Raw genomic sequence first — 26,968 nt, forward strand, 5'->3', positions numbered from 1 at the left:
CACCTTGGAGTTGAATGCTGAAATTATAGTAAGCTTATCCGTAATCTCGCGTTAAGAGATAGGGCATGAAAGTGCTTGAAATTTATATCCATAGGTGGTATAGCGAGTTTAACTTCGTCCTATTTGGGCGAAGTTTTTTGTTTTTTAGTATATAAATTGTTTATTATACAAAATGAAGGTCAACAATAATAACAGGAGGGATTGCTTAATGTATAAGAAAATTGACAACTCTAAAGGCTTTGTACAAGTGGAACGTGATGTATTAAGCTTTTGGGAAAATGAAAAAATAGTTAATAAAAACTTTGATCTAAATAAAGAAGGGGAATATTTTACTTTTTATGATGGGCCGCCGACCGCTAATGGGAAGCCACATGTAGGCCATGTATTAACAAGGGTAATAAAGGATTTGATTCCAAGATACAAGGTAATGAAGGGGTATAGAGTTTTAAGAAAAGCAGGATGGGATACCCATGGACTTCCTGTAGAACTTGAAATAGAAAAAAAACTTGGGATTTCTGGAAAACAAGACATAGAAAATTATGGTGTAGAAAAATTTATAGAACAATGTAAAGAATCTGTATTTACATATTCAACTATGTGGAAAGATATGTCCGAAAAATTAGCCTTCTGGGTTGATATGGATAATCCTTATGTAACATATCATAATAATTATATAGAATCTGTATGGTGGGCATTAAAACAGATGTGGGAAAAAGAGCTTCTTTACAAAGGACATAAGGTTATACCTTATTGCCCAAGATGTGGAACGTCTCTTTCATCTCATGAAGTTGCACAAGGATATAAAGATGTAAAAGAAGCTACGGCTATAGCAAAGTTTAAGGTAAGGGGAGAAGAAAATAAATACATATTAGCTTGGACAACTACTCCGTGGACTTTACCAAGTAACGTAGCATTAAGTATAAACAAGGCTTATGATTATGTAGAAGTGTTAAATAATGATGAGTACCTAATACTTGCTAAGGAACTTGTTTCTAAGGTTATAGAAGGGGAATATGAAATAGTAAGAGAATTTAAGGGCGAAGAATTACTTGGCACAGAATACGAGCAGCTCTTTAAGTTCGTAACTCCAAAGGAAAAGGCATTTTATGTAGTGCATGCAGATTACGTAACATTATCAGATGGTACAGGGGTTGTACACACTGCACCAGCTTATGGTGAAGATGATAATCAAACAGGAAAAAAATACAATTTACCTCTTATAAATCTTGTTGATGGAGAAGGTAAGTTTGTAGAAGCTGTCGAGCCTTGGAGAGGTATGTTTGTAAAAAAAGCCGATCCTAAAATTCTTGAAGAACTAAAAGAGAGAGGATTACTTTATAAATCAGAGAAGTTTACTCACTCATATCCACATTGCTGGAGATGTGACACAACTCTTTTATACTATCCAAAGGATAGCTGGTTTGTTAGAATGACATCACTAAGAGATAAGCTTTTAGAAAATAACAACAGAGTAAATTGGTATCCTGATAACGTAAGAACAGGAAGATTTGGAAAGTTCTTAGAAAATGTAATAGATTGGGGTATTTCAAGAGATAGATACTGGGGAACTCCGCTACCAATTTGGGAATGTGAATGCGGACATAGAGAATGTATAGGAAGTGTAGCAGAACTTAAAGAAAAGGGAATAAATGTACCAGAAAATATAGAACTTCATAAACCATACATAGATGAAGTTAAATTAAAATGTCCTCATTGTGAAAAGGAGATGAAGAGAACAGGAGAGGTTATAGATTGCTGGTTTGATTCAGGTTCTATGCCTTTTGCACAGCATCATTATCCTTTTGAGAACAAAGAAATATTTGAAAGTAATTTCCCAGCACAGTTCATTTCAGAGGCTGTAGACCAAACAAGAGGATGGTTTTATACTTTAATGGCTATATCTACATCCTTATTTGATACAAATCCATTTGAAAATTGTATAGTGCTTGGTCATGTACTTGATAAACAGGGACTTAAAATGTCAAAGCATAAGGGAAATGTAGTAGATCCATTTGAAATATTAGATAAGGTTGGAGCAGATGCTTGTAGATGGCATTTCTATACTGCAAGTGCGCCATGGCTTCCAACTAGATTTTCTGTGGAAGACGTAGAAGAAACACAGAGAAAGTTCTTAAGTACTTTATGGAATGTATATTCATTTTATGTGTTATATGCAGAGATAGATCAGTTTAATCCATTACAATATAAAGATTTTGTAAGTGAAAATGTAATGGATAAATGGATAATTTCTAAATTAAACACACTAATAAAAACTGTAGAAAGCAACATGGATGGTTATGGAATAACTCAAGCAGCCCTTGCTATTGAAGAGTTTGTAGATGAATTATCTAATTGGTATGTAAGAAGAAATAGATCAAGATTCTGGAGTGAAACTTTAACAAATGATAAGATAGGAGCTTATGTAACTTTATACAAGGTTCTTACTACGCTAACACTAGTAGCGGCTCCATTTGTACCATTTATCACTGAAGAAATATATCAAAACTTAGTACTAGAATTAGATAAGACAGCTAAAGAAAGTGTACATTTATGTCCGTGGCCAAAATATGCTGAAGAATTAATAGATAATGAGCTTGAAGGAGAAATGGAAGAGGCTTATAAGATGGTTAAGCTCGGAAGAAGCGCTAGAAATGGGGCTAATATAAAGAATAGACAGCCACTTTCAAAGATGCTTGTAAGTTCTAAATCACTTCAAGAATATTATGGGGATATTATAAGAGATGAACTTAATATAAAAGAAGTAATATTCGGAGCAGACCTTTCAAGTTATGTTAACTTTGATATTAAGCCAAATTTACCTGTACTTGGTAAGGCCTATGGTAGATATATACCTGTAATCAGAAAAGAACTTGGAGCTATGAATCAAATGGAACTAGCTCAAAAGATTCAAACTGGAGAAAGTATAGTAATAAAAGCTAACGATATAGAAATAGAGTTAAATCAAGATAATTTACTTGTTACAATGCAGGGATTAGAAGGATTTGCTTTTGCAGGTGAAGGTACTATGGGTGTTGTACTTGATACAACTTTAACAGAAGAGCTAAGAGAAGAAGGACACCTAAGGGAAATATTAAGTAAAGTTCAAAATATGAGAAAAGAAAACAATTTTGAAGTATCTGATAAGATAATTCTCTATGTAGGTGGAAATGAAAAGCTTGAAAATGTAGTTAAAAAGTTTGAAGATAATATTAAAAAAGAAACTTTATCTATAGAAATAAAGTATAATGAAAATGTACAATATGTAGATACTAAGATAAATGGGGAAGACTTCAAACTTCAAGTACAAGTGATAAAGTAATTTAAACATAGCATGTAGATAAAAATCGTATCTACATGCTATTTATATAAAAATATTTTTAGGGGTGATATTATGGCAGCATCTATAAAAGACGTTGCGAAAGAGGCAGGAGTCTCCATTGCAACAGTTTCAAGAGTTTTAAATGACGTAGACGTTGTAAACGATGATACAAAGAAAAAGGTCGTAGATGCAATAAAAAAATTAGGTTATAGACCTAATATAGTGGCAAGAAGTTTAAAAACGCAGAAAACTAGCACTATTGGCATAATAATTCCAGATATATCAAATCAATTTTATCCTGAGATAGTAAGAGGGGCAGAAGATGTAGCTAATATATATGACTACAATATAATTTTGTGTAATACAGACATGGATGTAGAAAAGGAGATGGAATATCTAAAAGTCCTAAGGGAAAAAATGGTAGACGGGGTTCTTTACATGAGTAATTCCCTTGAAAAAAATACAATTGAGCTTATAAACAAATTAGAAATTCCTACAGTATTAGTAGAGACCATAGATAAAGATAATAGTTTTCCAAGTGTAGTAATAGATAATGAACAGGCAGCTTATGATGCAGTGAAATATTTAATAGATAAGGGAAATCATAAGATTGCCTATATTGGTTCAGACGAAGAAAATTTTAACGCAGCAGCACTTAGGTATGTTGGATATAAAAGAGCATTAAGAGAAAAAGGTATAAATTTAAATCCTCATCTTGTGCATTTTGGGGGAATGAAACCTAACGATGGATATGAAGGTATATTGGATATACTAGATAAGGCAGAGGTAGATGCAGTATTTTGTGCTGGAGATGAAATTGCCATGGGAGTTATAAATGCATTAAGAGAAAAGGGAATAGATGTGCCAAATAACATAGAAGTAGTAGGTTTTGATAACATATATGCATCGGAAATATTTTATCCTAAACTTACAACTGTAGCACAGCCAATGTACGATATGGGATCTGTAGGAATGAGAATGCTTATAAAAATAATAAACAAGCAGCCTGTAGAAGAAAAACATTATGTTCTACCATATAGGATGATTGAAAGAAACTCCACTAAAAAATAAAATTAAAAATAAAACCATGTAGAAAAATCTACATGGTTTTATTTTTTGTGTATTATTTTATGCTTAATAATTAAAATAAGTGTTTAATTATGTATTTAGTCTGTATATTAATGTAAATTCAGAACAAATATTGTATTATAAAAATTTTGAAAAACATTTACATGGGTGTTATAATTTAACATACAAGTAATATACTTATAGTTTATAGCAAGGACAAGCATCTAGTATAAATTATGGGGGTAAAAGTTATGAGTTTAAACACAAGAGAAAAGGTAAGAAATGTATTTAATTACCTAGGAAATTTAAAAAAATCTCAAGAAAAAAGGATAAGGCACATAGGGGAGTATGAAAGGGTATTTTTTGAAAAGGAGCTTTTAAGTCATACTGGATGCAAGATAAGTACTGATGAAGGTTGTATATTAGAAATAAGTAAAGCGGATAAAGAACTATATGGTTATTTCTTTAATTTACATCAGCAAATTGAAAACAAATCAAAGAATCTAGAAATTATTTTAGGTAAAGGACTTATTACATGGATAAAAGAAAAAGAAACTATAGTGCATACAATGTTTTCTATGCCGTTAGAGCTGGAGTTTAAAGTAGAAAAGGCAATATTTTGTTTAAAAAGTAAGGGTAATATGGATATAGATACTAGCTTTCTAGAAGGGCTTAATATACATAATTACTCTAAACTTGTAGAAATACAGGAAGAAGTAAGAAGTAAAAATGTTAAAGTCAGTGATTTGGAATATATTAATACTTATTATGATCCTATAATAAACATATTATCTGTGGATAATGATAAAGAATTTAAAGTGTGTAATGAAAAGGTATTTAAAGAAAATATAGAAGTAACTTCTAATGTAAATGTATTAAATAAAATTGCTATTATAGTTAGAGAATATGATTTAAAAATCTGGAATGAGGAAATAAATCACATACTTGAGCAAATAGATAAGGGATATGAAATACCAAAAACTATACAGGCGTTGGTTACAAATGAGAAGATAGAGCATACAGATAGTGAAAAAGAGGAATGGAAGGATTTAGAGAAGGATTTATTATTTCCTCTTCCATATAATACAGAACAAAAGGAAATAGCAACTAGACTATTAAATAACTTTGGACTAGTAGTTCAAGGACCTCCAGGGACAGGTAAAAGTCATACTATAGCAAACCTTATATGTCACTTATTGGCTCATGGGAAAAGTGTGTTAGTTACTAGTGAAACCGATAGAGCACTTAAAGCATTAAAGAATATGATTCCTGAAGAAATAAGTTCACTATGTATGAGTGTTATAGGTAATGAAAATAAGGATATGGATAACCTTGAGAATGCTGTAAAGAATATTACAGATAATTTATCCATAAATCCAGTACAACTCCAGCAAGAGATAGGAGTATTAAGGATTAAATTAAATGAATGTAAGAGAAATCAAGATAATATAATAGATAAACTTAAATATATATGGAAAAATGAAAATGCCACTATTTCATATCATGGAAGAGATTATAGCATAATGGAGATATCTAAATGGCTTAAAGAAAATGAAGAAGAATATTCTTGGATAGAAGATGATATAAACTCTCATATAAAATCCCCAATTTCAGAAAGTGAATTTGAAGAGGTAATAGAATTTTTAAATGAAGTCCCAAATAAAGAAAGGGAAATGATTAGTAAGGTATTACCTATTTTAGATAAGATGCCAAGCTATGAGGAGCTTTATAATGTATTTACTAAGTATAAAGAATTAAAAGGTAATTATGATTACAATAAAAAAGCATTAGAAAAATGGAACATATCTGATAACAAAGGATTTGATTATGAAGAGCTTATTCAGCTATTAGAAGAAGGATATAACAAGCTTAATATATGTGAGGAGAGAGAATTAGATAGTTTTGTAAGAGACTTTAACAATAGTGCTTTATTAAGAGACTCCTCAATAGATCTTTTATTAAGGTGGAAAAGCTATATAAAGAGAATAAGTGTTATAAGAAAGGAATTAAGTGAGCACTGCATAACGCTTCCAAAGGAAGTTGATCTGTCCAATTTAGAAAAGGACTTTCAAATAGTATTTAATGAATTAGATAAGAAGGGTAAGATTAGTAAGTGGTTTGCATTAAAAAATAAATCACAGAAATATGTTGTTGATAAATGTTTAGTAGATGGTAATCCAATAAGTGATATATATCAAGCTACAATATTAAAATTATATTTTGAAAAGGGGCAAATAATTAAAGGTGTTACAAAAGTTTGGAATAGTACCTTTAAAAGCTATAAAAACATATGTGGCATTTCTGAAAAGGAAGAAGATTTAATAAAAGCAGAAAGGTATATATATAAAATAGAAAACTTATGTCAGTGGACCAATAATATAAAACCAAATATAATAAAAAAATTTGGAGCAATCGTTATTCCAAGTGATATTGATTTAAACGATAGAGAAGATTTATTAAATATAAAAGAATGTTGCAAGTCAATTAAAGAGGTATATGAGTTGCAGGAAATTGAAATTTTCTTAGATAGTATTATAAGAATTATGAATAGTTCTGATTTCACTATTCTATGTGAAGCCCTAGAAAAAAGAGATGCTTTAAAACTTCAAGAAAGTTTTAAAGAAGTAGAGAGGCTAAGAATTATAAGAAATAAGTTAAATGGGATAAATGAAATATTATATAAGATAAAGGGAGTATGTCCTAGATTATATATAAAGTTAACTACAGAAGAATCATTAAATATGAAAAGCTGGAATAATGCCTGGAAGTGGAAAGAGTGGGATAGCCTTCTTAAGGGAGTATGGAAGCAAAATGAGGAATGGCTAGAAGGAAGATTACAAGAGGAAAAACAAAAAGAAAAGGTATTAATTAGGCAGATTGTTTATAAAGAAACTTGGTTTAGACAGATATGTAGTATAACAGAAGAAGGAAAGAGGAGTCTTTTTTCATGGCTTCAGGCAGTAAAAAGAATTGGAAAAGGAACGGGTAAGTTTGTAAATGATTATATACAAATTGCACAAAAGGAAATGGAGAACTGTAAGGAAGCTATACCTGTATGGATTATGCCTTTAAATAGGCTTTTAGAAAATGTAAAGCTTTCAGATAAACAATTTGATGTTATTATTTGTGATGAGAGTAGTCAGAGTAATATTTATACCCTATGTGCTCTTATGAGGGCTAAGAAGGCTATAATAGTTGGAGATGATAAGCAAATAAGCCCAGAAGTTGTGGGAATATCACATGGTGAGGTACAAAAATATATAAGGGCTTATCTAAGAAATATACCTAATAAAGAATGGTTTGATTTAAGTACAAGTTTATATGATACTGCACTCAGGGTGTTTCCTGATAGGGTAGTATTAAGGGAACATTTTAGATCAGTACCAGAGATAATACAATTTAGTAATAAGCTTTGTTATAATAACGAGATAACAACATTAAGGTTTGCTCATAAAAATGAAAAGTTTGACCCACCTGTATGTGCAGTTAAGGTAAATGGGATTAGAGAAAAAAATAGACCTCTTAATATAATAGAGGCAGAAGCCATAGTAGATAGGATATGTAAAATATGTAATGATAAAATATACAATGGAATGTCCATAGGGGTAATATCTCTACTTGGGGATGTGCAAACAGAATTTATACAAGCCCTTTTAAGAGATAAAATCGGTGAGGAAGAAATTCTTAAAAGAAAAATAGTATGTGGTGATGCTTATTCTTTCCAGGGAGATGAAAGAGATATAATGTTTCTCTCTATGGTAGTGGCTAATAATGTAAAATACACTGTACTTAATCGTGAATCGGATATAAGACGATTTAATGTAGCTACAAGTAGGGCTAGAAATCAAATGTGGGTATTTCATTCTGTAGATTTAGAAGATTTGAATAAGGAATGCGTAAGATATAAACTCTTAGATTATTGCAAAAACTATGAAAAATATAAGAGAGAAGAAAAGGTCATAGATAATATATTTTATTCTACATTACAAAAAGACATATATGGAATATTGAAGAGTAAGGGATTTAATCCCTTATCAAATATACCGTTGGGGAATTATGCCATAGACTTAGTGCTAGAAAATGGACAGGATAAGGTGGCTATATTATGTCAAGATGAAAAGAGCGAGTATACCAGTAACTACCACGAATTTTATAATATGCAGCTGAAACTAACGGAATGTGGGTGGAATGTTATAAAAGTAAGAGGAAGTAAGTTTTATAGATATCCAGATAAGATGATACCTGCATTATTAAAGAGGTTACAAGGTTTCACTATAACAAAAAACTCCTTAGAAGATACCAAGAAGTATATAAAACACGATGGCCTTAGAGTTGTGTAAATAGATTTTATAAAACTTTTACAGAATCATAAAGAGAGGTTGTTCACAAATAAGTGCTTTGATTCATACTATAGAATTAAAGCACTTATTTACGGAGAGGTTTTTGTGTTATATGCATTAATTTTAGCTGGTGGAAAAGGAACAAGGCTATATCCATTATCAAGGGAAAGTAATCCTAAGCAGTTTCTAAAAATAATAAATAATAAGAGCTTTTTAAGAAATACTGTAGACAGGATAAAGCCTTTAGTAAATAAAGAGAATATATATGTAGTAACTAATGAGATATATTTAAATAAGGTGTATGAGGATTTGCCAGATATTAATAAAGAAAATATATTTGTAGAGCCTGCAAATAAAGAAACTGCAACTTGCATTGGACTTTCAGCAGTAAAGCTTTTAAAAAAAGATAAAGATGCAATAATGATGGTGCTTCCTTCAGACCATTATATAGAAAATGAAAAACTGTTTACAGATACTTTGAGTCAAGCTGTAGAAATTGTAGAAAGAAAAAGAGGGCTAGTTACAATTGGAGTTAAACCAACTCGACCTGAAACAGGATATGGTTATATAGAAATAGGCGAGAGAATTATTGGAGGAATACCTTCGTATAGGGTAGAGAGATTTTTAGAAAAGCCTAATTTAGAGGTGGCTAAAGATTTATTAATGAAAGGTACGTATTTGTGGAATAGCGGTATGTTTATTTGGAGAGCAGATATTTATCTTAGGGAAATGGAAAAGTATTTACCTAAAATGTATAAAAGTATGATGAATATATATTCTGCATTAGATACCGAACAGGAAGACGAAGTGGTAAAGGAAGAATATAACTTAATTGATGGAATTTCAGTAGACTTTGGGATAATGCAAAAAACTAGGAAGGCATTTGTTATAAGATGTGAATTTGCCTGGGATGATATAGGCAACTTTATGTCACTTGCACGATTTTTAAAGAATTTCCGTGGAAATAATATAAGCGGAAATATATACATGGATCAAAGTCAAGATTGTATAGTGCTTGGTGGAGAAAAACTTGTCATAGGTTTTGGAGTAAAGGATTTAATAATAGTAGATGCTGGGGATGTACTGCTTGTAATGGATAAAAATAAGGATCAGGAGATAAAATATTTAGTAAGTGAACTGAAAAAAGATAATGAATTTAAACACTATATATAGATTTATTATAAGGATCTTCTATAGGGGTAGTTTGATTATCATATAGAAGATCTTTTATGTTTTATTTCAAATTATAAAATTGTATATATTTTCATTTGATAAGAATAAAAAAAGTACACATACTAAGTATAATATAAAATTGAATATAAGGAGTGATGGATAGATGATAAAAAGAAGTTTTGTATCGCTCATAATAGTTATAATAAATTTATTAATTGTTATAAGTTTTTGGGGATGTTCATCTTTAAGTCACGTGGAGGATAAAGTATATCCTAAGATAGTTATAAATGATATAGATATGACAGGAAGGACAAAGAAAGAAGCCATAGAAATATTGGAAAGTAAGAGTATAGTTCCTGATAAACAGATAATAATAAATGCTAACAATAAAAAGTACATCTTAAATACAAAGGATTTAAAAAGTCATAATAATATTAAAGAAATAGTAGATAAGGCATTTTCCTATGTTAGAGATTTAAGTCCAGCAAAGAAAGCAGAGTTGATAAAAAGTTCTAAGGAGAGAAAATTTAGTACTACAGAGACTTTCAATAAAGATATAATAAATAACTTGTTGAATAAAATTGAAAAGGAAGTAAATCAAAAAGAAAAAAATGCTTCAGTAAAAGGTGTAAAGTCGGGTAAGCTTATAATTAATGACCATATTGCCGGAAGAAAATTAAATAAGGAAAGGCTACATAAAGATATCTTAACTGAAATAAAAAATAAAGATAATAGTATTATAAATGCAGAAGTTAAGGATATATCCCCGGCTATTACCAAGGCGCAGCTTTCAACAATGAATGCAATCATTTCATCTTATGAGACTAAATATAGCATAACTGAAGCAGAAAGGGTATATAATATAGGATTGGCAACAAAGGCTATAAGTGGTGCATTAATTATGCCAGGAGAAACCTTTAGTTTTAATAAAATAGTTGGTAAGAGAACACCGGAAAGAGGCTATAAACAAGCACCGATTATTATAGACAACAAGCTAGAAAAAGGTGACGGTGGGGGGGTGTGTCAGGTATCTACTACACTTTATAATGCAATAATAAGATTAAACATTATGTCTTTAGAAAGAAGTAATCACACATTAGCTCCACTTTATATACAACCTGGATTTGATGCAACAGTTTCTGAAGCAATAGATTATAAATTTAAAAATACTTTAAAATATCCAATTTATATAGAAGGAATAATTTCTAAGGGTACAGTAAAATTTAATGTATATTCAAACTCTTCTTTAAATAATATGAAGTATGATTTAGTAAATGAAATATACGAAAAAGCTATACCTAAAACTATATATAGAGAAGATCCAAATCTTAATTTAGGAATAAAAAAGCAAGAACAAAAACCACACATAGGATATAAGGTAAAGGTGTATATTGTTGAAAAAAAATCTGGTAAAATAACAAACAAAAAGCTAATTTCAAATGATAATTATGATATGACAAATGAAGTTATAAAGGTAGGAATAAAAAAATAACTAGCTGTCAAAGCTAGTTATTTTATGTTATTATAATGGTTAAAATAAATTCATAAATTTTGTAAAATAATAATATTTAATTATGATATACTATATTTACATGAACTTATAGGATATAAGACATTATAGAGTATGGAGATGATGTTATGAAATTGTGTTCAATATGTCATAAAAATGTAGCCACGATATTTACTTCTAAAATAGAAGGAGGAAAGCCTCAAATAATGGGAGTCTGTATAGACTGTGCTAAAAAGATGGGCCTTCCAGCATTAAACCAACTTTTAGAATCTACAGGAATTAGTTCAGATGATATGGAGAGTTATACAGAGCAGTTAAATAGTATGCTTGAAAATGTAGATTTAAATGAATTTGCTAATAATGATATGTTTAATAATATAATAAATAGTTTAACCGCAAGCAATGAAACATCTTTAGAGAAAAATGAATCAAAGGATGTATTTGAGAGTAATGAAATTAAGAATATGTTTAGGGGTTTTGAAGATGGCAAGGACTATGAATATGATGAAAATAAAAGCAATATAAAGACGAAAAATAATGTATTTAAAAAGAAAAGAAATAACTTAGATAAGTATGGTATAAACCTTAATGAAAGAGCTAAGAATGGTGAGGTTGATCCTGTAATAGGAAGAAATGCGGAAATAGATAGGGTAATTCAAATCCTTAATAGAAGAACTAAGAATAATCCTATACTTATAGGAGAACCTGGGGTAGGTAAAACTGCAATAGCAGAGGGATTAGCAGTTAGAATCTCTAAAAAGGAAGTTCCAGCAAAGCTATTTGATGCAGAGGTATATTTATTAGATCTTACAGCAGTAGTTGCAGGAACTCAATTTAGAGGACAATTTGAAGGAAGAATGAAAAGTATAATTGATGAAGCTAAAGAAGAAGGAAATATTATATTAGTTATAGATGAAATTCATAATATAATGGGGGCAGGAGAAGCTCAGGGAGGAGCTATAAATGCTGCTAATATATTAAAGCCCGCATTAGCCAGAGGTGAAATACAAGTTATTGGAGCAACTACTTTAGAGGAATACAGAAAACAAATAGAAAAGGATTCAGCGCTTGAAAGAAGATTTCAACCTGTACTCGTAGAAGAGCCAACTATAGAAGAAGCTATAGAAATACTAATGGGTATAAAGAAATACTATGAAGATTATCATAAAGTTCATATAAGTAATGATGTTATAATTGAAGCTGTAAAACTTTCCGAAAGATATATAAACGATAGATATCTTCCTGATAAAGCTATAGATGTAATTGATGAAGCTAGCTCTAGAGCAAACTTAAAAAATAAAGGTATTATGGAAGTAAAATCTTTAAAGGAAGAACTTCAAAAAATACAACAAGAAATAATGAAAGAAGCTAGCAATGGAAATTATGAAAGGGCAGCTGAATATAAAACACAGGAGTTTAGAATTAAAGAAAAACTAAAGAGAATTGAAGATGAATGCAATAGTGCGGAGTTAACTATAGAAGACATAGCTTCTGTTATAGAGGCGTGGACAAAAATTCCAATTCATAAGGTGAAGGAAAACGAAGGAGAAAAATTATTAAACTTAGAAAATAAGCTTCATGAAAGAGTAATAGGGCAAGAAGAAGCTGTAAATGCTTTGGCAAAATCTATTAGAAGAAATAGACTAGGATTTAAGAAAAAGAAAAAACCTTCGTCTTTTATATTTGTAGGGCCTACAGGGGTAGGAAAGACAGAACTTGTAAAGGCATTGGCTTCTGAATTATTTGGAAGCGAGGAAGCGTTAATTAGAGTGGATATGTCTGAATATATGGAAAAGCATACTTCGTCAAAGCTTATAGGAGCACCTCCGGGATATGTTGGATATGATGAGGGGGGCCAGCTTACAGAAAAAGTTAGAAGAAGGCCTTATTCTGTAGTGCTATTGGATGAAATAGAAAAGGCTCATCCAGATGTATTTAATATGTTACTTCAAATATTGGATGATGGAAGGCTTACAGATGGTCAAGGAAGAACTGTATACTTCGATAATACGGTAATTATAATGACATCCAATGCAGGAACAAATTTTAAGGGAAGCAAAATAGGATTTGGCAGTAGTGATTATGAAGCTTTAGAGGTTCAGGTAAGAGATGCACTTAAAGACACTTTCAGACCAGAATTTTTAAATAGGGTAGATGAAACAATAGTATTTAAACCGCTTGCAAAAGAAGAGTTATATAGAATAGTAGATTTAATGATTAAAGAGGTGGAAGAAGAGCTATTTGAAAAGAATATACAAATAAAGGTTAATCAGGATGTTAAAGATCTTATTCTTGAAAAGGGATATGATGAAAAATATGGAGCGAGACCTTTAAGAAGAGCAATTCAAAGATATTTAGAAGATGAGATAACAGAGGCTTATTTCCAAAAACGTATTAAGGAAGGCTCAACTATAGATCTAGGTGTAGAAAAAGATAAAATAATAATAAATAACGTTTTATAAAATTTTTAATTGAGTTTACAGCCTGGTATTTTAATACCAGGCTGTAAACTTTAAAGGAGGATATTTTGCATGAAGCTGTCAAGAGAATTTTATAATAGAGATACTTTAGAAGTAGCAAAGGAGCTCTTAGGAAAAAACTTAGTCACTGTTGAAAATAATATAATAACTTCAGGGAAGATTGTAGAAGTAGAAGCATATATGGGGCTAGAAGATAAGGCTGCTCACAGCTATGGTGGCCGTAGAACCAAAAGAGTGGAGGTTATGTATGGAAAACCTGGAGTTGCTTATGTGTATTTCATATATGGACTTTATTATTGTATGAATGTAGTATCAAGGGAGGAAGGGATAGCTCAGGCAGTATTAATAAGAGCTGTTGAGCCTTTACAAGGAAAAGAAATTATGAGTAAAAGAAGGTTTAATAAGAACTATGATGAACTAAAGAAAAGAGATATAATTAACTTAACCAGCGGCCCTTCTAAATTATGTATGGCTTTCAATATTGATAGGAGCATGAATGGTGAGGATTTATTAGGAGATAGGATATACATAGAAGAAGGTAACAAAGAAGAATTTGAAATTGGAGAATCCTCTAGAATTGGGATTGATTATGCTGAGGAAGCTAAGCATTACCCTTGGAGATTTTTTGTTTCGGGAAATCCATATGTATCTAAATAAGTAAAATGTGGTAAAATTATAATATACTAAAATATTTAATTTTTATAGATAAAGGGATGGGTGGAATTTATGAATATACTGTATTATGATTGCTTTTCAGGAATCAGTGGAGATATGAATTTAGCGGCTATGATGGATTTAGGAGTTCCTAAAGAATATCTTGTAGAAGAACTTAAGAAACTTGATATAAATGATGAATATGAATTAAATATAACTAAGGAAGTTAAAAATGGAATATCAGGAACCAAGGTAAATGTGGATTTAAACTCTCATCACCATCATGATGAACATAATCACCATCATCATAGAAATTTAAGGGATATAGAAGATATAATAAAAAATAGTGATCTTAAAGAGAAAGTAAAAAACTTAAGTTTAAATATATTTAAGATAGTAGCAGAAGCAGAAGCTAAAGTTCATAATAAGGAATTATATGAAGTTCATTTTCATGAAGTTGGAGCAACAGATTCTATTATAGATATTGTTGGAGCAGCAATATGCTGTGATTACTTAGATGTGGAAGAAATATTTTGTTCTACTGTAGAGGTAGGTAGTGGATTTGTTCATTGCGCTCATGGAGTGCTGCCAATACCTGCGCCAGCCACGGTAGAAATACTTAAGGATGTACCAATAAGAAAGGGAAGTGTGCCTTTTGAAGCAACTACCCCAACTGGAGCTGCCATATTAAAAGCTTTAGTAAAACAGTTTACAGATAGAGAGGAATTTAAGATATTAAAGGTTGGTTATGGCATAGGATGCAAGGATTTTGATAAAATACCTAATGTACTTAGAGTATTTATTGCTGAAAAGGAAGAAAAAAAAAACAGTGTTTTGTAACTGAATGTAATATAGACGATATGAGTTCAGAGATTTATCCATATGTAATAGATAGGCTTTTAAGCTCTGGAGCTCAAGATGTATATTTAACTCCTATAGTTATGAAAAAGGGAAGACCAGCTATAAAGCTATCTGTATTACATACAGAAGAAAAAGAAAAAAGTATCACAGATATATTGTTTAATGAAACAACAACTATAGGATTTAGAAAATACAAGGTAGAAAAGAGTATCTTAGATAGAGATATAAAAAGTATAAGCACTTCTTATGGAGAAATAAAAGTAAAAGCATGTTATATTGATGGAGATTTAGTTAAATACAAGCCTGAATTTGAGGATATAAAAGCAATTGCTTTAGAGAGAAGTATACCTTTTATAACATTATACGAGGATATAAAAATGGAAATAGAAAATTTGAAAGTATGGGGTGAATAAATTGTATAATGAGAAGTATGAAGAACTTAAAAACTATATAAAATCTCTTAAAAAGATTACAGTTGCCTTTTCTGGAGGAGTAGATAGTACTTTTTTATTAAAGGTTTGCCAAGATGCAATAGGTAAGGACGTTATTGCCATAACTGTAAAGGCACCATATATACCTGATAGAGAAATAAAAGAAGTAGAAAGTATAATAAAAGAGTTAAAAATAGAACATTATTTCTTAGAGTTTCCTATGCTAGAAGAGATAAAGTATAATCCTGAAGATAGGTGCTATATATGTAAGACACATGTATTTAGTAAAATAAAAGAATTTTCAAATAGAATGGGAATAGATTATGTAGTAGATGGAAGCAATTTAGATGATACAAAGGATTATAGACCAGGGATGAGAGCCCTTAAGGAACTTAATATAAAAAGTCCATTATTAGAATGTAAACTTACTAAAAAGGATATAAGAGAAATATCTAAAGAATTAGGGCTTATTACTTGGGACAAGCCATCCTATGCTTGTTTATTATCTAGGATTCCTTATGGGGAAGAAATAAAATTAGAAGAGCTTAATAAAATTGAAAAGGGAGAAAATTATTTAGCTGAAGCTGGTTTTAAGGGTGCACGTATAAGAAGTTATGGAGATTTAGCTCGTATAGAAGTATATAATGAACAAATAAATAACCTTTTAGATAAGGACGTAAGAAAAAGTATAATAGAAGGTTTAAAGAATGTAGGTTATAAATATGTGACATTAGATTTAGAAGGATATAGAACAGGAAGCATGAATGTAAATATAAAAGGTGGCATGGATAATGAATGAAAGGGAGTTAAGGGAACTTCTTTTAAAGGTTAAAGAAGATAATTTAGGGATAGATGAGGCATTAAATGAATTAAAGGAACTGCCATTTAAGGACTTAGGTTTTGCAAACATAGATAATCATAGAGAACTTAGAGTAGGCTACCCAGAGGTAATATATTGTGCAGGAAAGACTGTAGAGCAAGTAAAAAGCATAGTAGAATTTATGATGACAAGGGGAAATAATATACTAGCTACAAGGGCTACAGAGGAAATGTATATAGAAGTAAAACATATATGTGACAAAGCTCAGTATTTCAAGGAGGCAAAAATAATAAGAATTATGCAAACTGAGGTAAAAAGGAGCTCAAGCTATATAGCTGTAGTTACTGCAGGAACCTCTGACATACCTGTATCTGAAGAAGCGGCCATAACTGCAGAAACCTTTGGAAATGAAGTAAAAAGAATATATGATGTAGGGGTTGCCGGGATACACCGATTGTTTAATAGATTGGATGATATAAGAGGAGCAAAGGTAGTTATTGTAGTGGCAGGAATGGAAGGCGCTTTAGCTAGTGTAATAGGTGGCCTTGTAGATAAACCAGTTATTGCAGTTCCAACAAGTGTAGGATACGGGGCAAATTTTAATGGACTATCTGCACTTTTATGTATGCTTAACAGTTGTGCAAGCGGAGTTACTGTAGTGAACATAGATAATGGGTTTGGAGCAGGATATTCCGCAAGTATTATTAATAAATTGGGTGATAAAGATATATAATTCATGATTTATGGAGAGGATAACTCTAGATATAAGGAATACTTATAAGAAGTTCTTAAAAGGATTACAATAAAATGTATGCTTTCTAAAGGATATGAAATAGGCGGCATGGATATATTAATAAATGGAAGTATCGATAAAGTGCACTTAATAAAAATAAGTGAAGAATCAGGAAGTAATTTTAGCGTATTAATGAAAGTGTTAAAGAAATTATAAATTAAAAGGGTTGTAAAAGGTGATGTAAATATGAAAAGATATAAGAGATTCATTTCACTTTTTCTAATTCTTATATTTTTTATTAGTGTTTCTTCTTGTAAAGGTATAGGTGAATCTAATTCTCCTAAAAACATACGGGGTGTAATAAATATATGGTGTAGCGAAGAATATGAAGCTAGCATGAAGTTTGTGGCACAAGCTTTTAAAAAGGTATATCCTAAAGCTACTATAAACATAAAATTAGTTAGTAGGAAAGACTTAAATATAGAAGATAAGCTGCAAAATGAGGCTCATATATTTATGATACAAGATAGGGACACTCCTTACTATCTAAAAAAATATAAGGATGACTTGAGAAATGTAACTAGTATAGTAAGTAGTCGTAAGAACTTATTTAAAAAGGAAACCTTGAGTAATATATCTCTTAATGAAAAGATATATGCTGTACCTATAGAAAGCAATCCATATGTTATGGTTTATAGAAAAGATATATTTTCTAAGTATAAAATTAAAATAGAGGACATAAATACCTGGAATGATTACATAAATGAATATGAAAGGCTTAAAAAGGATTCTAAAATATCATATAGTTTTTTATCTGGAAACTCCATTGATTACTATGAGATGTTCTTAAGCCAATTAAATAAGGTATTGATAGACTCAAATAATAATATGTATATATCATCAGCTGAATCCATGAAGTCAATTAACTTGATAAGAGAGTTAAGAAAAATGGGAATTTTAAAGGACGATAAACAGAGGTTTTCCTTAAACTCCATAAAATCTGGCAAGGTAGTATCGTTTATTGCAAATTATAAAGAACTTAAGATATTAGAGGAAAGTGTTCCTGAGCTCAAGGGAAAGTTTCAAATTGCGGCGATGCCTTCATTTGAAGCTGGTGGAAATAAGTTTGTGTCTATCAATGGAAATAATCTAATTGCATTAGATAACAGTAAGTATAATAATTTAATTGATGGATTTTTTGAATTCTTATTAGACAATGAAAAATTGCAGCTTGATTTATTTGCGCAATACTCTATATTTCCATGTAATTTAAATATTCAACAAAGCAAGGCCGTATTAAATCCCGTAGAATACTTTGGAGCAGATAAGGCATGGCAATTTTTAAGTAATGTACAAAAGCAATCGTTTTATAATCCGTATGGTGCTAACTATCCTTATATAAAAGATGAATTCGAAAAGCATATATATGACATTATAAAACAAAAGAAAAACTTAAAAGAAAATACTTTAGATGTTGAGAAAGAATTAAAGGAAAAGCTTAAAGATACTGGGTTCTAAATCTTAAGAACCCAGTATTTTTTTATAAGCATTCAATGTAGCTAAGGCTGTATTATGCCAAGAAAATAACTTAGATTGTTTTAATCCTTTTTCACTTAATTCATTTAAAATGCTTTCACTGGACAGTGTTGTTAATAAGGCAGCTTCTAATTCTTGCCTATTTAGGGGATTTATAAGTATTCCTGCATCTCTAACAACTTCAGGAATAGAGGAAATATTAGAGGCTATAACGGGAGTGCCGCAGCTCATTGCCTCTAAAGGAGGGAGTCCAAAACCTTCATATAAAGAGGGATATACAAAAACATCAGAGGCATTATAAAACCAAGGAAGATGCTCTTCTGGTATAAATCCAGTAAACTTTATTCTTGAATATATTTCTTGGGTTTGACTTAAATTAAATAACTCTTCTAGGTTATCTTTATTTGCACCTGTAATAACTAGTGAATATTCCTTAGGTAAATCATTATATACTTTAGAAAATGCAAGTATAAGGGATTTAACGTTTTTCCTTGGGCTGAAGCCCCCTATATATAATATAAATGGGTTAGTTATGTTATAAGTTTTTTCAAGAGCCTGCCTGCACTTTTCTTTGTCTAAAGGTGTATATTTTTTGTCTGCAGCTAAGGGGGTAACATAAACTTTACTTTCATCAATGGGGAAAAATCTAAGTATGTCTTTTTTGGAGTATTCGGATACAGTAAGTATGCCGTCGCTTAATTCTACAAGCTTTGGTAGAGAAGATAAAAACTTGTTTAAATATCCATCCCCAACAGTCTCAGGCATTATATATGGAATTAAATCATGAATAGTGATTACCTTTTTACAAGAAATGCTTTCATCTAAGCCTATACCATTTTGAGGTACATGAAATAAATCTATACCTTCTCTTCTTGAATTTTCACCAAAGTAATATTTTTCAAAGAAACTTTTATGTTTTTTAGAGCTAAGTATTATATGAGAATTATCTCTTTTAAATTCATCATAGTTTTTTCCCCACCAATAAATAAAAAATTCATTTTCTTTATCTAAGTTGATCATATTTTTAACTAAATTTTCAGTATATGTTCCTATACCTGTGCCATTATACCAACTTATACCTCTTCCATCAATGGCTATTTTCATACATCTACCTCCTGTTAAAGCTTATAGATTGAAATTATGTGTATATATATTATTAATATTATTAAAATACGAAAATGTGCCTTATAAGCTAAAATAAACCTATATTATATGTATGTCACCTCAAAGCCATATAATTCATATAATAAAAATATAAGTATGCATATTATGAGGAGGCTGTATGAACATAGACAATGTAAAACAAGTTGTACAAGATAAATATAATTTAGATGTATTAGACATGACAAAGATAAAAAATGTATACAAAATATCAGGGGAAGAGGGAGATTACTGCTTGAAGGTTATAAATTATAATCTTTCTCGTTTTTTATTTGTAATTGGAGCTATAAAGCATCTACAAAATAAAAAATTTAAGAGCACTCCTACAATAATAAAAAACAAGGATGGAGGTGAGTATGTACAAATAGGTTCTTATTTTGCATATTTAACTCCTTGGATAAATGCAAGGGAATGTAACTATAGTAATCCATTAGATGTTATGGCAGCTGCATCAAAACTTGCAGATCTTCATAAAAAAAGCTTGGGGTTTATAGTGGATAAAAAAATGGAAGTAAGAACAGGATGGTTTAATTGGTCCAGAGATTTTTTAAAGAAAAAAGGAGATTTATTAAAATTTAAAGATGCAATACTTTCAAAAGCTCAAAGAACAGAATTTGATAATTTATATTTGGAATCCATGGAAGAGGAACTGGGAAGAATAGATAAAACATTAGGAAACCTATCAAATACCAAATATCTTTCAAAGATGGTATCAGAATATAAGCTCAAGGGCTTTTGTCATCATGATTATGCTCATCATAATGTGCTCATAGAAGAAAGTGGAGATATAGATATAATTGATTTTGACTACTGCCTTTTAGATACCCACCTGCATGATTTAAGTAGTTTAATTATAAGGGTTATGAAAAATGGAAAGTGGGATGTGGATAATGCAAAGCTTATATTAGACTCTTATAATGGTGTATACGCATTAGATAATGATGATATTCCAATTATGGCAGTCTTAATAGAATTTCCTCAAGCTTATTGGCAATTGGGGATACAATATTATGAGGAAAAACAACCTTGGGGAGAGGAATTTTTTATTAATAAGCTTATTAAAATATATGAAGATAAGGACTATAGGCAAGATTTTGTAGATGAATTTAAATCTATAAGTTATAAGTAGAACTGGAGGTGGAATAAATAATATGATGACTATAGTTACATTTGAACAATATTTAAAGGATAAAAATATAGATGTAGTAGACAAATTTAGTTATGCTAGTATAGCTATAAATGAAGAGAACTTGATAAAACAAATGAAGATTATAGATGAATTTCACAAAAGAACTATAGGAGGGCAAGTAATTTTTAAAAATAGATTAGAAAATAATATAGGAAAGCTTGTAGAAGATTTTAAGGTAGGACTTAAAAAGTTAAAAAGAGAAGAACAAGTATTAAAATCAAAAGGGGTAGAAAATAAATTTGAAATGCTTCTTTTAAATAACGTAGAACTCTATATAGAAAGAGGAGAGAAGTCGATTAAAACTATTTATGAAAATGGCTACTTGGATCTTATAAGAAGAAGCATGAAAAATAAGGAGATATGTATAGGGACTGAAGATTTTATAAATTTAACGGAAGATAATATCTTACAAATAAAAAATCTAAATAAGTGTAGTTATGATATGGTGGAAATAGATTGCTTTTATTTACTTCGAAAGTATAAGAAAAAAAAATATGAGTTGGATTATCAAAAGCTTATAAGAGAGTTTTGTTCTATAGAATTCTTAATGAACGATAGCTATAGTTTTATTGCTGGACTCCTGTCCTATCCTTATGATTTTGTAAGAATATGTACTAGATATAGAAAAAAGGACTTAACCCCAGAAGAATGTTTTGAAAAGTTAGTAAGGGCTATGAGGCAGGATGGAGATAGCTTAATATAGGGGGGATATTAATGGAAGTATATGATGAAAAATTATATCTTTGTGGATATGCGCTAGATACTGAATTATTTAATAAGTTTGATGTAGAAATATATGATATATATCCACTTAGAAGCGTATTTTTTGTAAGTACAAATAAAGGAAATAAGATATTAAAGAAAATAGATTACAGTATGGAAGAGCTAACATTTATATATAATGGTTTGGAATATATAAAGAAAAAGTTTAGTAGGGTAATGAATTTTCATCAAAGTAAAGATGGAGAAATATTTATAAGTTTTGAGGGTCAGGTTTATTGCTTAATAGATTTGGTAGAGGGAATGGAATGTGATTTTAATAATCCCATAGATATCTCTATTGCAGCACGGGGATTGGCAGAAATGCATTCAGCATCGGAAGGATTTAGGTGTAAGCTTGTAGGTAAAGATAACAATGGAAAACTTATCGATAACTTTAAAAGAAGAATAGATGAAATGAAGTTTTTTAAGAGAATTGCTGAAATGCATGAAAATAAAAATGAATTTGATATTAACTTTTTAAAGTATGTTGATTTTTATATAAAAGAAATTGAAGAGAGTATAGAAATACTTGAAGGTTCTTGTTACTACAAGCTTTGCAGTGAAGAAGATAAGAAAGTTTTATGTCATCATGATTTAGCGTATCACAATATTATAATAAAGGATAACGAGGCCTACTTCATAGACTTTGATTATGCTATGATAGATTTAAAAGTACATGACTTAGCAAACTTCACATTAAAGGTAATTAAAGATTTTGCTTTTGATTTAGAAAAGGCTAAGGTTATACTAAATGAATACATGAGCATAAACCCAATTGAAAGTAGAGAACTAAAAGTATTATATGGGATTTTAAAATTTCCTGAAGAGATATATTCTATTTGTAGAGATTACTATGGAAGAAGAAAAAGCTGGACTAATGAAGTGTTTATTGATAGATTAAATAAGAAAATAGAGAAGGAAGAATTTAGGCAGGAATTTTTAAATGAATTTAAAGCTGTGTGTCTAGTTTAATAGACACACAGCTTTTTAACTATTAAGTATTTTACTATATGCAATCATAGTATTGTGTGCAGTAGAGTCCCAGGTAAGTTCAGAGGAACGTACAAGCCCTTTCAAAATAAGTTTTTCACGGAGATTATCATCCATTAGCCCCTTGGAAATAGAATGAAATAGGTCGTCTATATTGTTAGGGTCTATAAGTAGTGCAGCATCCTTAACTACCTCAGGTATAGAGGTAAGGTTTGAAGCCACAACTGGTACACCACATGCCATAGCTTCCAGGGGGGGAAGTCCAAAACCTTCATAAAAGGATGGATATACAAAGAGTTTTGCTGCATTATAAAAATAAGGCATATGATCTATGGAAATAAATCCGGGAAATATTACCTTATCTTCTATATGAAGTTGTTCGCAGCGCTTTTTATATATTTCATAAGACTTACCTTTCTTGCCTGCAATGACAAGCTTTATATCCTTTTTATAGTGGGCGATAACCTTACTAAATGATTCAATAAGACCTATTATATTTTTACGAGGGCTAAAACCTCCTACGTATAAGATAAAGTCGTTATTTATTCCGTAAAAGTCTTTTACTACTTGTTTACTAACAAGCTTATCTATAGGCCTATAAATATCCTCACTAGCTAAATAAGTAACAAATATTTTTTCTCTTGGAAAATTAAATGCTTTTATAATATCTTCCTTTGAAAAATTAGATACTGTTATTATACCATCACACATTGATACTATTTCAGGTAGTTTTTCTTGAAATAACTTTAGATAACCTTCACTAGTAGTTTCTGGCATTCTATAAGGTATAACATCATGAAGTGTTATCATTAGGGGGCACTTTTTTTCCTCAGGACTTCCGATGCCGTTTTGTGGAACATGATAAAGATCTACTTCATTAGATTTTAGTATATTTGGGATGTTAACCTCGTCCCAGAAATTGTTTTTGCAGTTTTCTGTAATGTTTTTTATTGAAAAATTAGAGTTAAAATTAATATCATATTTAGAGTTTTGAGGCATAAAAACCATATAATCATTTAGGGAGTCAACCTTATTTACATAGTTTATAAGCTGATATGTGTAAGTACCTATGCCCGTTCCTCTATACCATTGAGAAGCCCTTCCGTCTATACCTATCTTCATACGAACTAACCTTCCTTATAGTGGTTATATTTTATTATATTAGACATGGATTGAAAGTGTTAATAAAAGTTCTTATATAAAAATCATATGATGGATATTATACAATTTATACATTAATTTAACTTCTAAATAATATGTTTATTTCATATAAATTATAAGGAGGTGATTACTATGATGAGAGAATTTGAAATAGAAAGGCAGTTCGACATTAAAATTGAAAGCCTTAAACCAAATAGAGGAGTTTATTTAGTAAAAACAAATAAAGGTATCAAATGTCTAAAGAAAATAAATTACGGGGTGCAAAAATTATTGTTTGTATATGGAGCAAAGGAACATCTTATAAACAAGGGATTTAGTGGAGTAGATAGATATTGCCTTAATGTAGATGGGAATCCATATGCTCTAGTAAATGAGGACATATACACATTATCTGAATGGATTGATGGACGAGAAGCAGATTTTAGAAACAAGGAAGACCTCTATATAGCAGCTCAAAAGCTTGCATATATGCATATTGTTTCCAAAGGATATGAACCTCCAGAAAATAGCAAACTTAAAAGTGATTTAGGAAGATGGCCTCACCTTATGGAGAAAAGGGTTAGATCTTTTGAAAAAATGAGGGACATGACTCGTAAAAGAAGTAATAAAAATAGCTTTGAAATGAATTATCTAAAGACAATCCAGTTTTATAAAGACTTAGGTAAAAGAGCAATGAAGGTATTAAATTCATCTAATTATATGGAGATTTGCAGAATAACAGAAGAAGAAAAGGCATTTTGTCACCATGATTATACTTATCATAATATAATAATAGATAATACTAATGATGTAAATGTCATAGATTTCGATTACTGTAAGAGGGAAGTAAGGGTGTATGATATTTCTTCCTTTATAATAAAGGTTCTTAAAAGAGTTGAATGGAATATAGAATATGCACATTTAATTATAAGTGCTTATAATGAGATAAGTCCATTGTCTACAGATGAGTATAAGGTATTATTTGCCTTTTTATTATTCCCACAAAGGTTTTGGAGACTTTGTAATAGATATTATTACAATGAAGTTAATTGGCCAACCAATACCTTTAATAATAAAATGGAGGAATTAATAGCTGAACAGGATTTATATATTAATTTTATTGATGAATTTAAAAAATACTATAATCAAGAGGAATAGTAATTAAGGCATGTATTACTTATAAAAAGTAGTACATGCCAATAATTTTGCACTTAACTAAGGAAACATACATATTATATATAATGAAATTAAGGGTGTATGGAGATGTTTTTATTGAAGATAGGAGATATAGTAGTAAGAAAGTCCTATGGAAAAGATATTACATTTAAGATAATAAATATAAAAGAAACAGAAGATGGAGAAATATATACACTTAAAGGAATAAATCTTAGAATAATAGCGGATTCAGTAGAAGAGGATTTGGAAGTAGTGGCTGAAGAAGATACAAAGCAGGAACAAGTTTTTAGCAGAAAAGTAAATTCATCAATAAAAAAGATTCTTTTAGGTAGAACAGGAAAAGATCTTTATAGAAGAGAGTTTAAAGTGATAAAAGGCAATAATAATGAACTGTCTTTTGGAAGGCCAGGGAAAATACTTCATGTTGATGGAGATTCAGAGTACCTAGATGTATGTTTAAAGGTGTATAAGCAATTAGGATTAGATGTTATCGGAAGAGTGATTGCAGAAAAGGATCAACCTTCACAGGTGCTTCAGCTAGTAAAGACAGTAAAGCCCGATATTGTAGTTATAACAGGTCATGACGCAGTAACTAAAGGAACAAGAGATTATATAGACATAAATAACTATAGAAACTCTAAGTATTATGTTGAAACTGTATCTGAGCTTAGAAATTATGAACCAGGGTATGATAATTTAGTTATCTTTGCAGGAGCATGTCAGTCTAATTATGAAGCTCTTTTAGACGCAGGTGCTAATTTTGCAAGTTCGCCTAATCGAGTTTTAATACATTGCCTTGATCCTGTATTTCTATGTGAAAAAATAGCATACACAAATATAGAAAAAGTGGTATCTATACCTGAAGCATTAGAAAATACCATTACAGGAGTAAAGGGGATAGGTGGGCTTCAAACAAGAGGAAAATATAGAGAGGGATTTCCAAAATCACAGTATTTAAAATAATTAAACATAAAGAAATCTTATGAAATGTAATAGAGATATGCAAAGAATTCTCATGCATATCTTTATTACATTTTTATGAATAATGCCAAACTAGTGAGGGAATACTATATGAGGATTAAGTCGAAAAGGAATAATATATGTATACGTTTTAAAAATAGCATAGTTTACAAAAAATTAATATTGACAAAGTATAAAAATCAAGATAAAATTATAAGTTTATTGACAAAAATGAAGCTATGTTATATAATGTATTATGTAGAAAGAGGGTGTTTAGTGTGGAAAGAGGAAATGTATTGGCTTCTATAAAAAAAGATATAGAAAACCATGTAGGGGAAAGCGTAACACTAAAGGCTAACGGAGGCAGAAGAAGAACTTTTGTTAACAAAGGCACTATTGAAAAAACTTACCCTAGCATCTTTGTAGTAAGGTTAGACAGTGACGCCCAGAGGACAGTGACTTACAGTTATTCAGATGTATTGACAAAGACAGTTCAATTGGTTTATGCATAATAAAACACATAATAAAAGAGCAGTGATAATATCGCTGCTTTGTTTTTTTGTCTGCATATAAAAAAGAAAGATGGCTTTTCCATCTTTCGACTATGGTATAAAAGGGTATTGAGAATTTATGAGAGGTTATATGGTCAACAACTAATTTTATAA

Annotated in this window: 19 protein-coding genes, 1 pseudogene and 1 other annotated feature (1 of these 21 only partly in view); of the genes and pseudogenes, 18 read left to right on the plus strand and 2 right to left on the minus strand. The window is 30.2% G+C overall.

Annotation, left to right across the window (positions count from 1 at the left end):
• Window positions 1–125, plus strand: a binding site (T-box leader); it begins 92 nt to the left of the window's first position.
• Window positions 126–208: 83 nt separating this feature from the next.
• The 12 genes and pseudogenes from ileS to DP68_RS00295 all read left to right on the plus strand — a co-directional run bounded on the left by ileS (window position 209) and on the right by DP68_RS00295 (window position 18,907).
• Window positions 209–3,319 carry an isoleucine--tRNA ligase gene (ileS, locus tag DP68_RS00245; RefSeq protein WP_035304646.1) on the plus strand — a complete coding sequence of 1,037 codons (3,111 nt, stop codon included), beginning with the start codon at window positions 209–211 and terminating at the stop codon, window positions 3,317–3,319.
• A 72-nt stretch (window positions 3,320–3,391) separates the two neighbouring features.
• A complete protein-coding gene (locus DP68_RS00250) occupies window positions 3,392–4,390 on the plus strand; it encodes a LacI family DNA-binding transcriptional regulator (protein WP_035304648.1) in 999 nt (332 codons plus the stop codon).
• A gap of 248 nt (window positions 4,391–4,638) precedes the next feature.
• Window positions 4,639–8,727 carry an AAA domain-containing protein gene (locus tag DP68_RS00255; protein ID WP_035304650.1) on the plus strand — a complete coding sequence of 1,363 codons (4,089 nt, stop codon included), beginning with the start codon at window positions 4,639–4,641 and terminating at the stop codon, window positions 8,725–8,727.
• 105 nt (window positions 8,728–8,832) lie between these two features.
• A complete protein-coding gene (locus DP68_RS00260) occupies window positions 8,833–9,900 on the plus strand; it encodes a mannose-1-phosphate guanylyltransferase (RefSeq protein WP_035304652.1) in 1,068 nt (355 codons plus the stop codon).
• 163 nt (window positions 9,901–10,063) lie between these two features.
• Window positions 10,064–11,392 carry a VanW family protein gene (locus DP68_RS00265; protein ID WP_035304654.1) on the plus strand — a complete coding sequence of 443 codons (1,329 nt, stop codon included), beginning with the start codon at window positions 10,064–10,066 and terminating at the stop codon, window positions 11,390–11,392.
• Between the two features lie 146 nt (window positions 11,393–11,538).
• Entirely contained in the window at window positions 11,539–13,872 is a 2,334-nt protein-coding gene (locus DP68_RS00270) for an ATP-dependent Clp protease ATP-binding subunit (protein ID WP_035304657.1), read from the plus strand.
• A 69-nt stretch (window positions 13,873–13,941) separates the two neighbouring features.
• Window positions 13,942–14,547 carry a DNA-3-methyladenine glycosylase gene (locus DP68_RS00275; RefSeq protein WP_035304658.1) on the plus strand — a complete coding sequence of 202 codons (606 nt, stop codon included), beginning with the start codon at window positions 13,942–13,944 and terminating at the stop codon, window positions 14,545–14,547.
• A gap of 69 nt (window positions 14,548–14,616) precedes the next feature.
• Window positions 14,617–15,818, plus strand: a pseudogene (gene larC, locus DP68_RS00280) (nickel pincer cofactor biosynthesis protein LarC).
• Between the two features lies 1 nt (window position 15,819).
• The gene (gene larE, locus DP68_RS00285) at window positions 15,820–16,635 is read left to right on the plus strand and encodes an ATP-dependent sacrificial sulfur transferase LarE (RefSeq protein WP_035304659.1); all 816 of its coding nucleotides are present in this window, start codon (window positions 15,820–15,822) and stop codon (window positions 16,633–16,635) included.
• Window positions 16,628–17,389 (plus strand): nickel pincer cofactor biosynthesis protein LarB, encoded by a 762-nt coding sequence (gene larB / locus DP68_RS00290; RefSeq protein WP_035304660.1) that lies wholly within the window; start codon window positions 16,628–16,630, stop codon window positions 17,387–17,389. The genes larE and larB overlap by 8 nt, the downstream gene beginning before the upstream one ends.
• A 78-nt stretch (window positions 17,390–17,467) precedes the next feature.
• The gene (locus DP68_RS19400) at window positions 17,468–17,605 is read left to right on the plus strand and encodes a hypothetical protein (protein WP_291546756.1); all 138 of its coding nucleotides are present in this window, start codon (window positions 17,468–17,470) and stop codon (window positions 17,603–17,605) included.
• A gap of 30 nt (window positions 17,606–17,635) precedes the next feature.
• Entirely contained in the window at window positions 17,636–18,907 is a 1,272-nt protein-coding gene (locus DP68_RS00295; protein WP_035304661.1) for an extracellular solute-binding protein, read from the plus strand.
• A 3-nt stretch (window positions 18,908–18,910) separates the two neighbouring features.
• Here the strand turns inward: DP68_RS00295 and DP68_RS00300 are convergent, their stop codons facing one another.
• Complete coding sequence (locus DP68_RS00300) at window positions 18,911–20,029, minus strand: glycosyltransferase family 1 protein (RefSeq protein ID WP_035304663.1); 1,119 nt, start codon at window positions 20,027–20,029, stop codon at window positions 18,911–18,913.
• A gap of 178 nt (window positions 20,030–20,207) precedes the next feature.
• Here DP68_RS00300 and DP68_RS00305 point away from each other — a divergent pair, with 178 nt between their 5' ends.
• From DP68_RS00305 to DP68_RS00315, 3 genes are read left to right on the plus strand one after another with little or no spacing between them, the layout of a single operon-like run.
• Window positions 20,208–21,215: a CotS family spore coat protein gene (locus DP68_RS00305; protein ID WP_035304666.1), complete on the plus strand. Its 1,008-nt coding sequence runs from the start codon at window positions 20,208–20,210 to the stop codon at window positions 21,213–21,215.
• A gap of 22 nt (window positions 21,216–21,237) precedes the next feature.
• Complete coding sequence (locus DP68_RS00310; protein WP_052085569.1) at window positions 21,238–21,978, plus strand: hypothetical protein; 741 nt, start codon at window positions 21,238–21,240, stop codon at window positions 21,976–21,978.
• Between the two features lie 11 nt (window positions 21,979–21,989).
• A complete protein-coding gene (locus DP68_RS00315) occupies window positions 21,990–23,009 on the plus strand; it encodes a CotS family spore coat protein (protein WP_035304667.1) in 1,020 nt (339 codons plus the stop codon).
• Window positions 23,010–23,024: 15 nt separating this feature from the next.
• Here DP68_RS00315 and DP68_RS00320 read toward each other — a convergent pair whose 3' ends face one another.
• Window positions 23,025–24,149: a glycosyltransferase family 1 protein gene (locus DP68_RS00320; protein WP_035304668.1), complete on the minus strand. Its 1,125-nt coding sequence runs from the start codon at window positions 24,147–24,149 to the stop codon at window positions 23,025–23,027.
• Between the two features lie 171 nt (window positions 24,150–24,320).
• Between DP68_RS00320 and DP68_RS00325 the strand changes: the two genes are divergently transcribed.
• The 3 genes from DP68_RS00325 (at window position 24,321) to DP68_RS00335 (ending at window position 26,815) form a co-directional block, all read left to right on the plus strand.
• Window positions 24,321–25,325: a CotS family spore coat protein gene (locus DP68_RS00325; RefSeq protein ID WP_035304670.1), complete on the plus strand. Its 1,005-nt coding sequence runs from the start codon at window positions 24,321–24,323 to the stop codon at window positions 25,323–25,325.
• 114 nt (window positions 25,326–25,439) lie between these two features.
• On the plus strand, window positions 25,440–26,306 hold the full coding sequence (gene yabG, locus DP68_RS00330; protein WP_035304672.1) for a sporulation peptidase YabG: 867 nt from the start codon (window positions 25,440–25,442) through the stop codon (window positions 26,304–26,306).
• A 275-nt stretch (window positions 26,307–26,581) separates the two neighbouring features.
• On the plus strand, window positions 26,582–26,815 hold the full coding sequence (locus DP68_RS00335) for a Veg family protein (protein ID WP_035304675.1): 234 nt from the start codon (window positions 26,582–26,584) through the stop codon (window positions 26,813–26,815).
• Window positions 26,816–26,968: the final 153 nt, after the last annotated feature.

Source organism: Clostridium sp. HMP27, from assembly GCF_000765165.1.
GTDB lineage: Bacteria > Bacillota > Clostridia > Clostridiales > Clostridiaceae > Clostridium_AK.

Bases quoted from the DNA above. Each gene is read 5' to 3' on its own strand.
- DP68_RS00315 (WP_035304667.1), top strand. From the start codon at position 21,990: ATGGAAGTATATGATGAAAAATTATATCTTTGTGGATATGCGCTAGAT.
- DP68_RS00320 (WP_035304668.1), bottom strand. From the start codon at position 24,149: ATGAAGATAGGTATAGACGGAAGGGCTTCTCAATGGTATAGAGGAACG.
- DP68_RS19400 (WP_291546756.1), top strand. From the start codon at position 17,468: ATGCTTTCTAAAGGATATGAAATAGGCGGCATGGATATATTAATAAAT.
- DP68_RS00325 (WP_035304670.1), top strand. From the start codon at position 24,321: ATGATGAGAGAATTTGAAATAGAAAGGCAGTTCGACATTAAAATTGAA.
- DP68_RS00265 (WP_035304654.1), top strand. From the start codon at position 10,064: ATGATAAAAAGAAGTTTTGTATCGCTCATAATAGTTATAATAAATTTA.
- ileS (WP_035304646.1), top strand. From the start codon at position 209: ATGTATAAGAAAATTGACAACTCTAAAGGCTTTGTACAAGTGGAACGT.
- DP68_RS00300 (WP_035304663.1), bottom strand. From the start codon at position 20,029: ATGAAAATAGCCATTGATGGAAGAGGTATAAGTTGGTATAATGGCACA.
- DP68_RS00255 (WP_035304650.1), top strand. From the start codon at position 4,639: ATGAGTTTAAACACAAGAGAAAAGGTAAGAAATGTATTTAATTACCTA.
- DP68_RS00270 (WP_035304657.1), top strand. From the start codon at position 11,539: ATGAAATTGTGTTCAATATGTCATAAAAATGTAGCCACGATATTTACT.
- larB (WP_035304660.1), top strand. From the start codon at position 16,628: ATGAATGAAAGGGAGTTAAGGGAACTTCTTTTAAAGGTTAAAGAAGAT.
- DP68_RS00310 (WP_052085569.1), top strand. From the start codon at position 21,238: ATGATGACTATAGTTACATTTGAACAATATTTAAAGGATAAAAATATA.
- DP68_RS00250 (WP_035304648.1), top strand. From the start codon at position 3,392: ATGGCAGCATCTATAAAAGACGTTGCGAAAGAGGCAGGAGTCTCCATT.
- DP68_RS00275 (WP_035304658.1), top strand. From the start codon at position 13,942: ATGAAGCTGTCAAGAGAATTTTATAATAGAGATACTTTAGAAGTAGCA.
- DP68_RS00295 (WP_035304661.1), top strand. From the start codon at position 17,636: ATGAAAAGATATAAGAGATTCATTTCACTTTTTCTAATTCTTATATTT.
- DP68_RS00305 (WP_035304666.1), top strand. From the start codon at position 20,208: ATGAACATAGACAATGTAAAACAAGTTGTACAAGATAAATATAATTTA.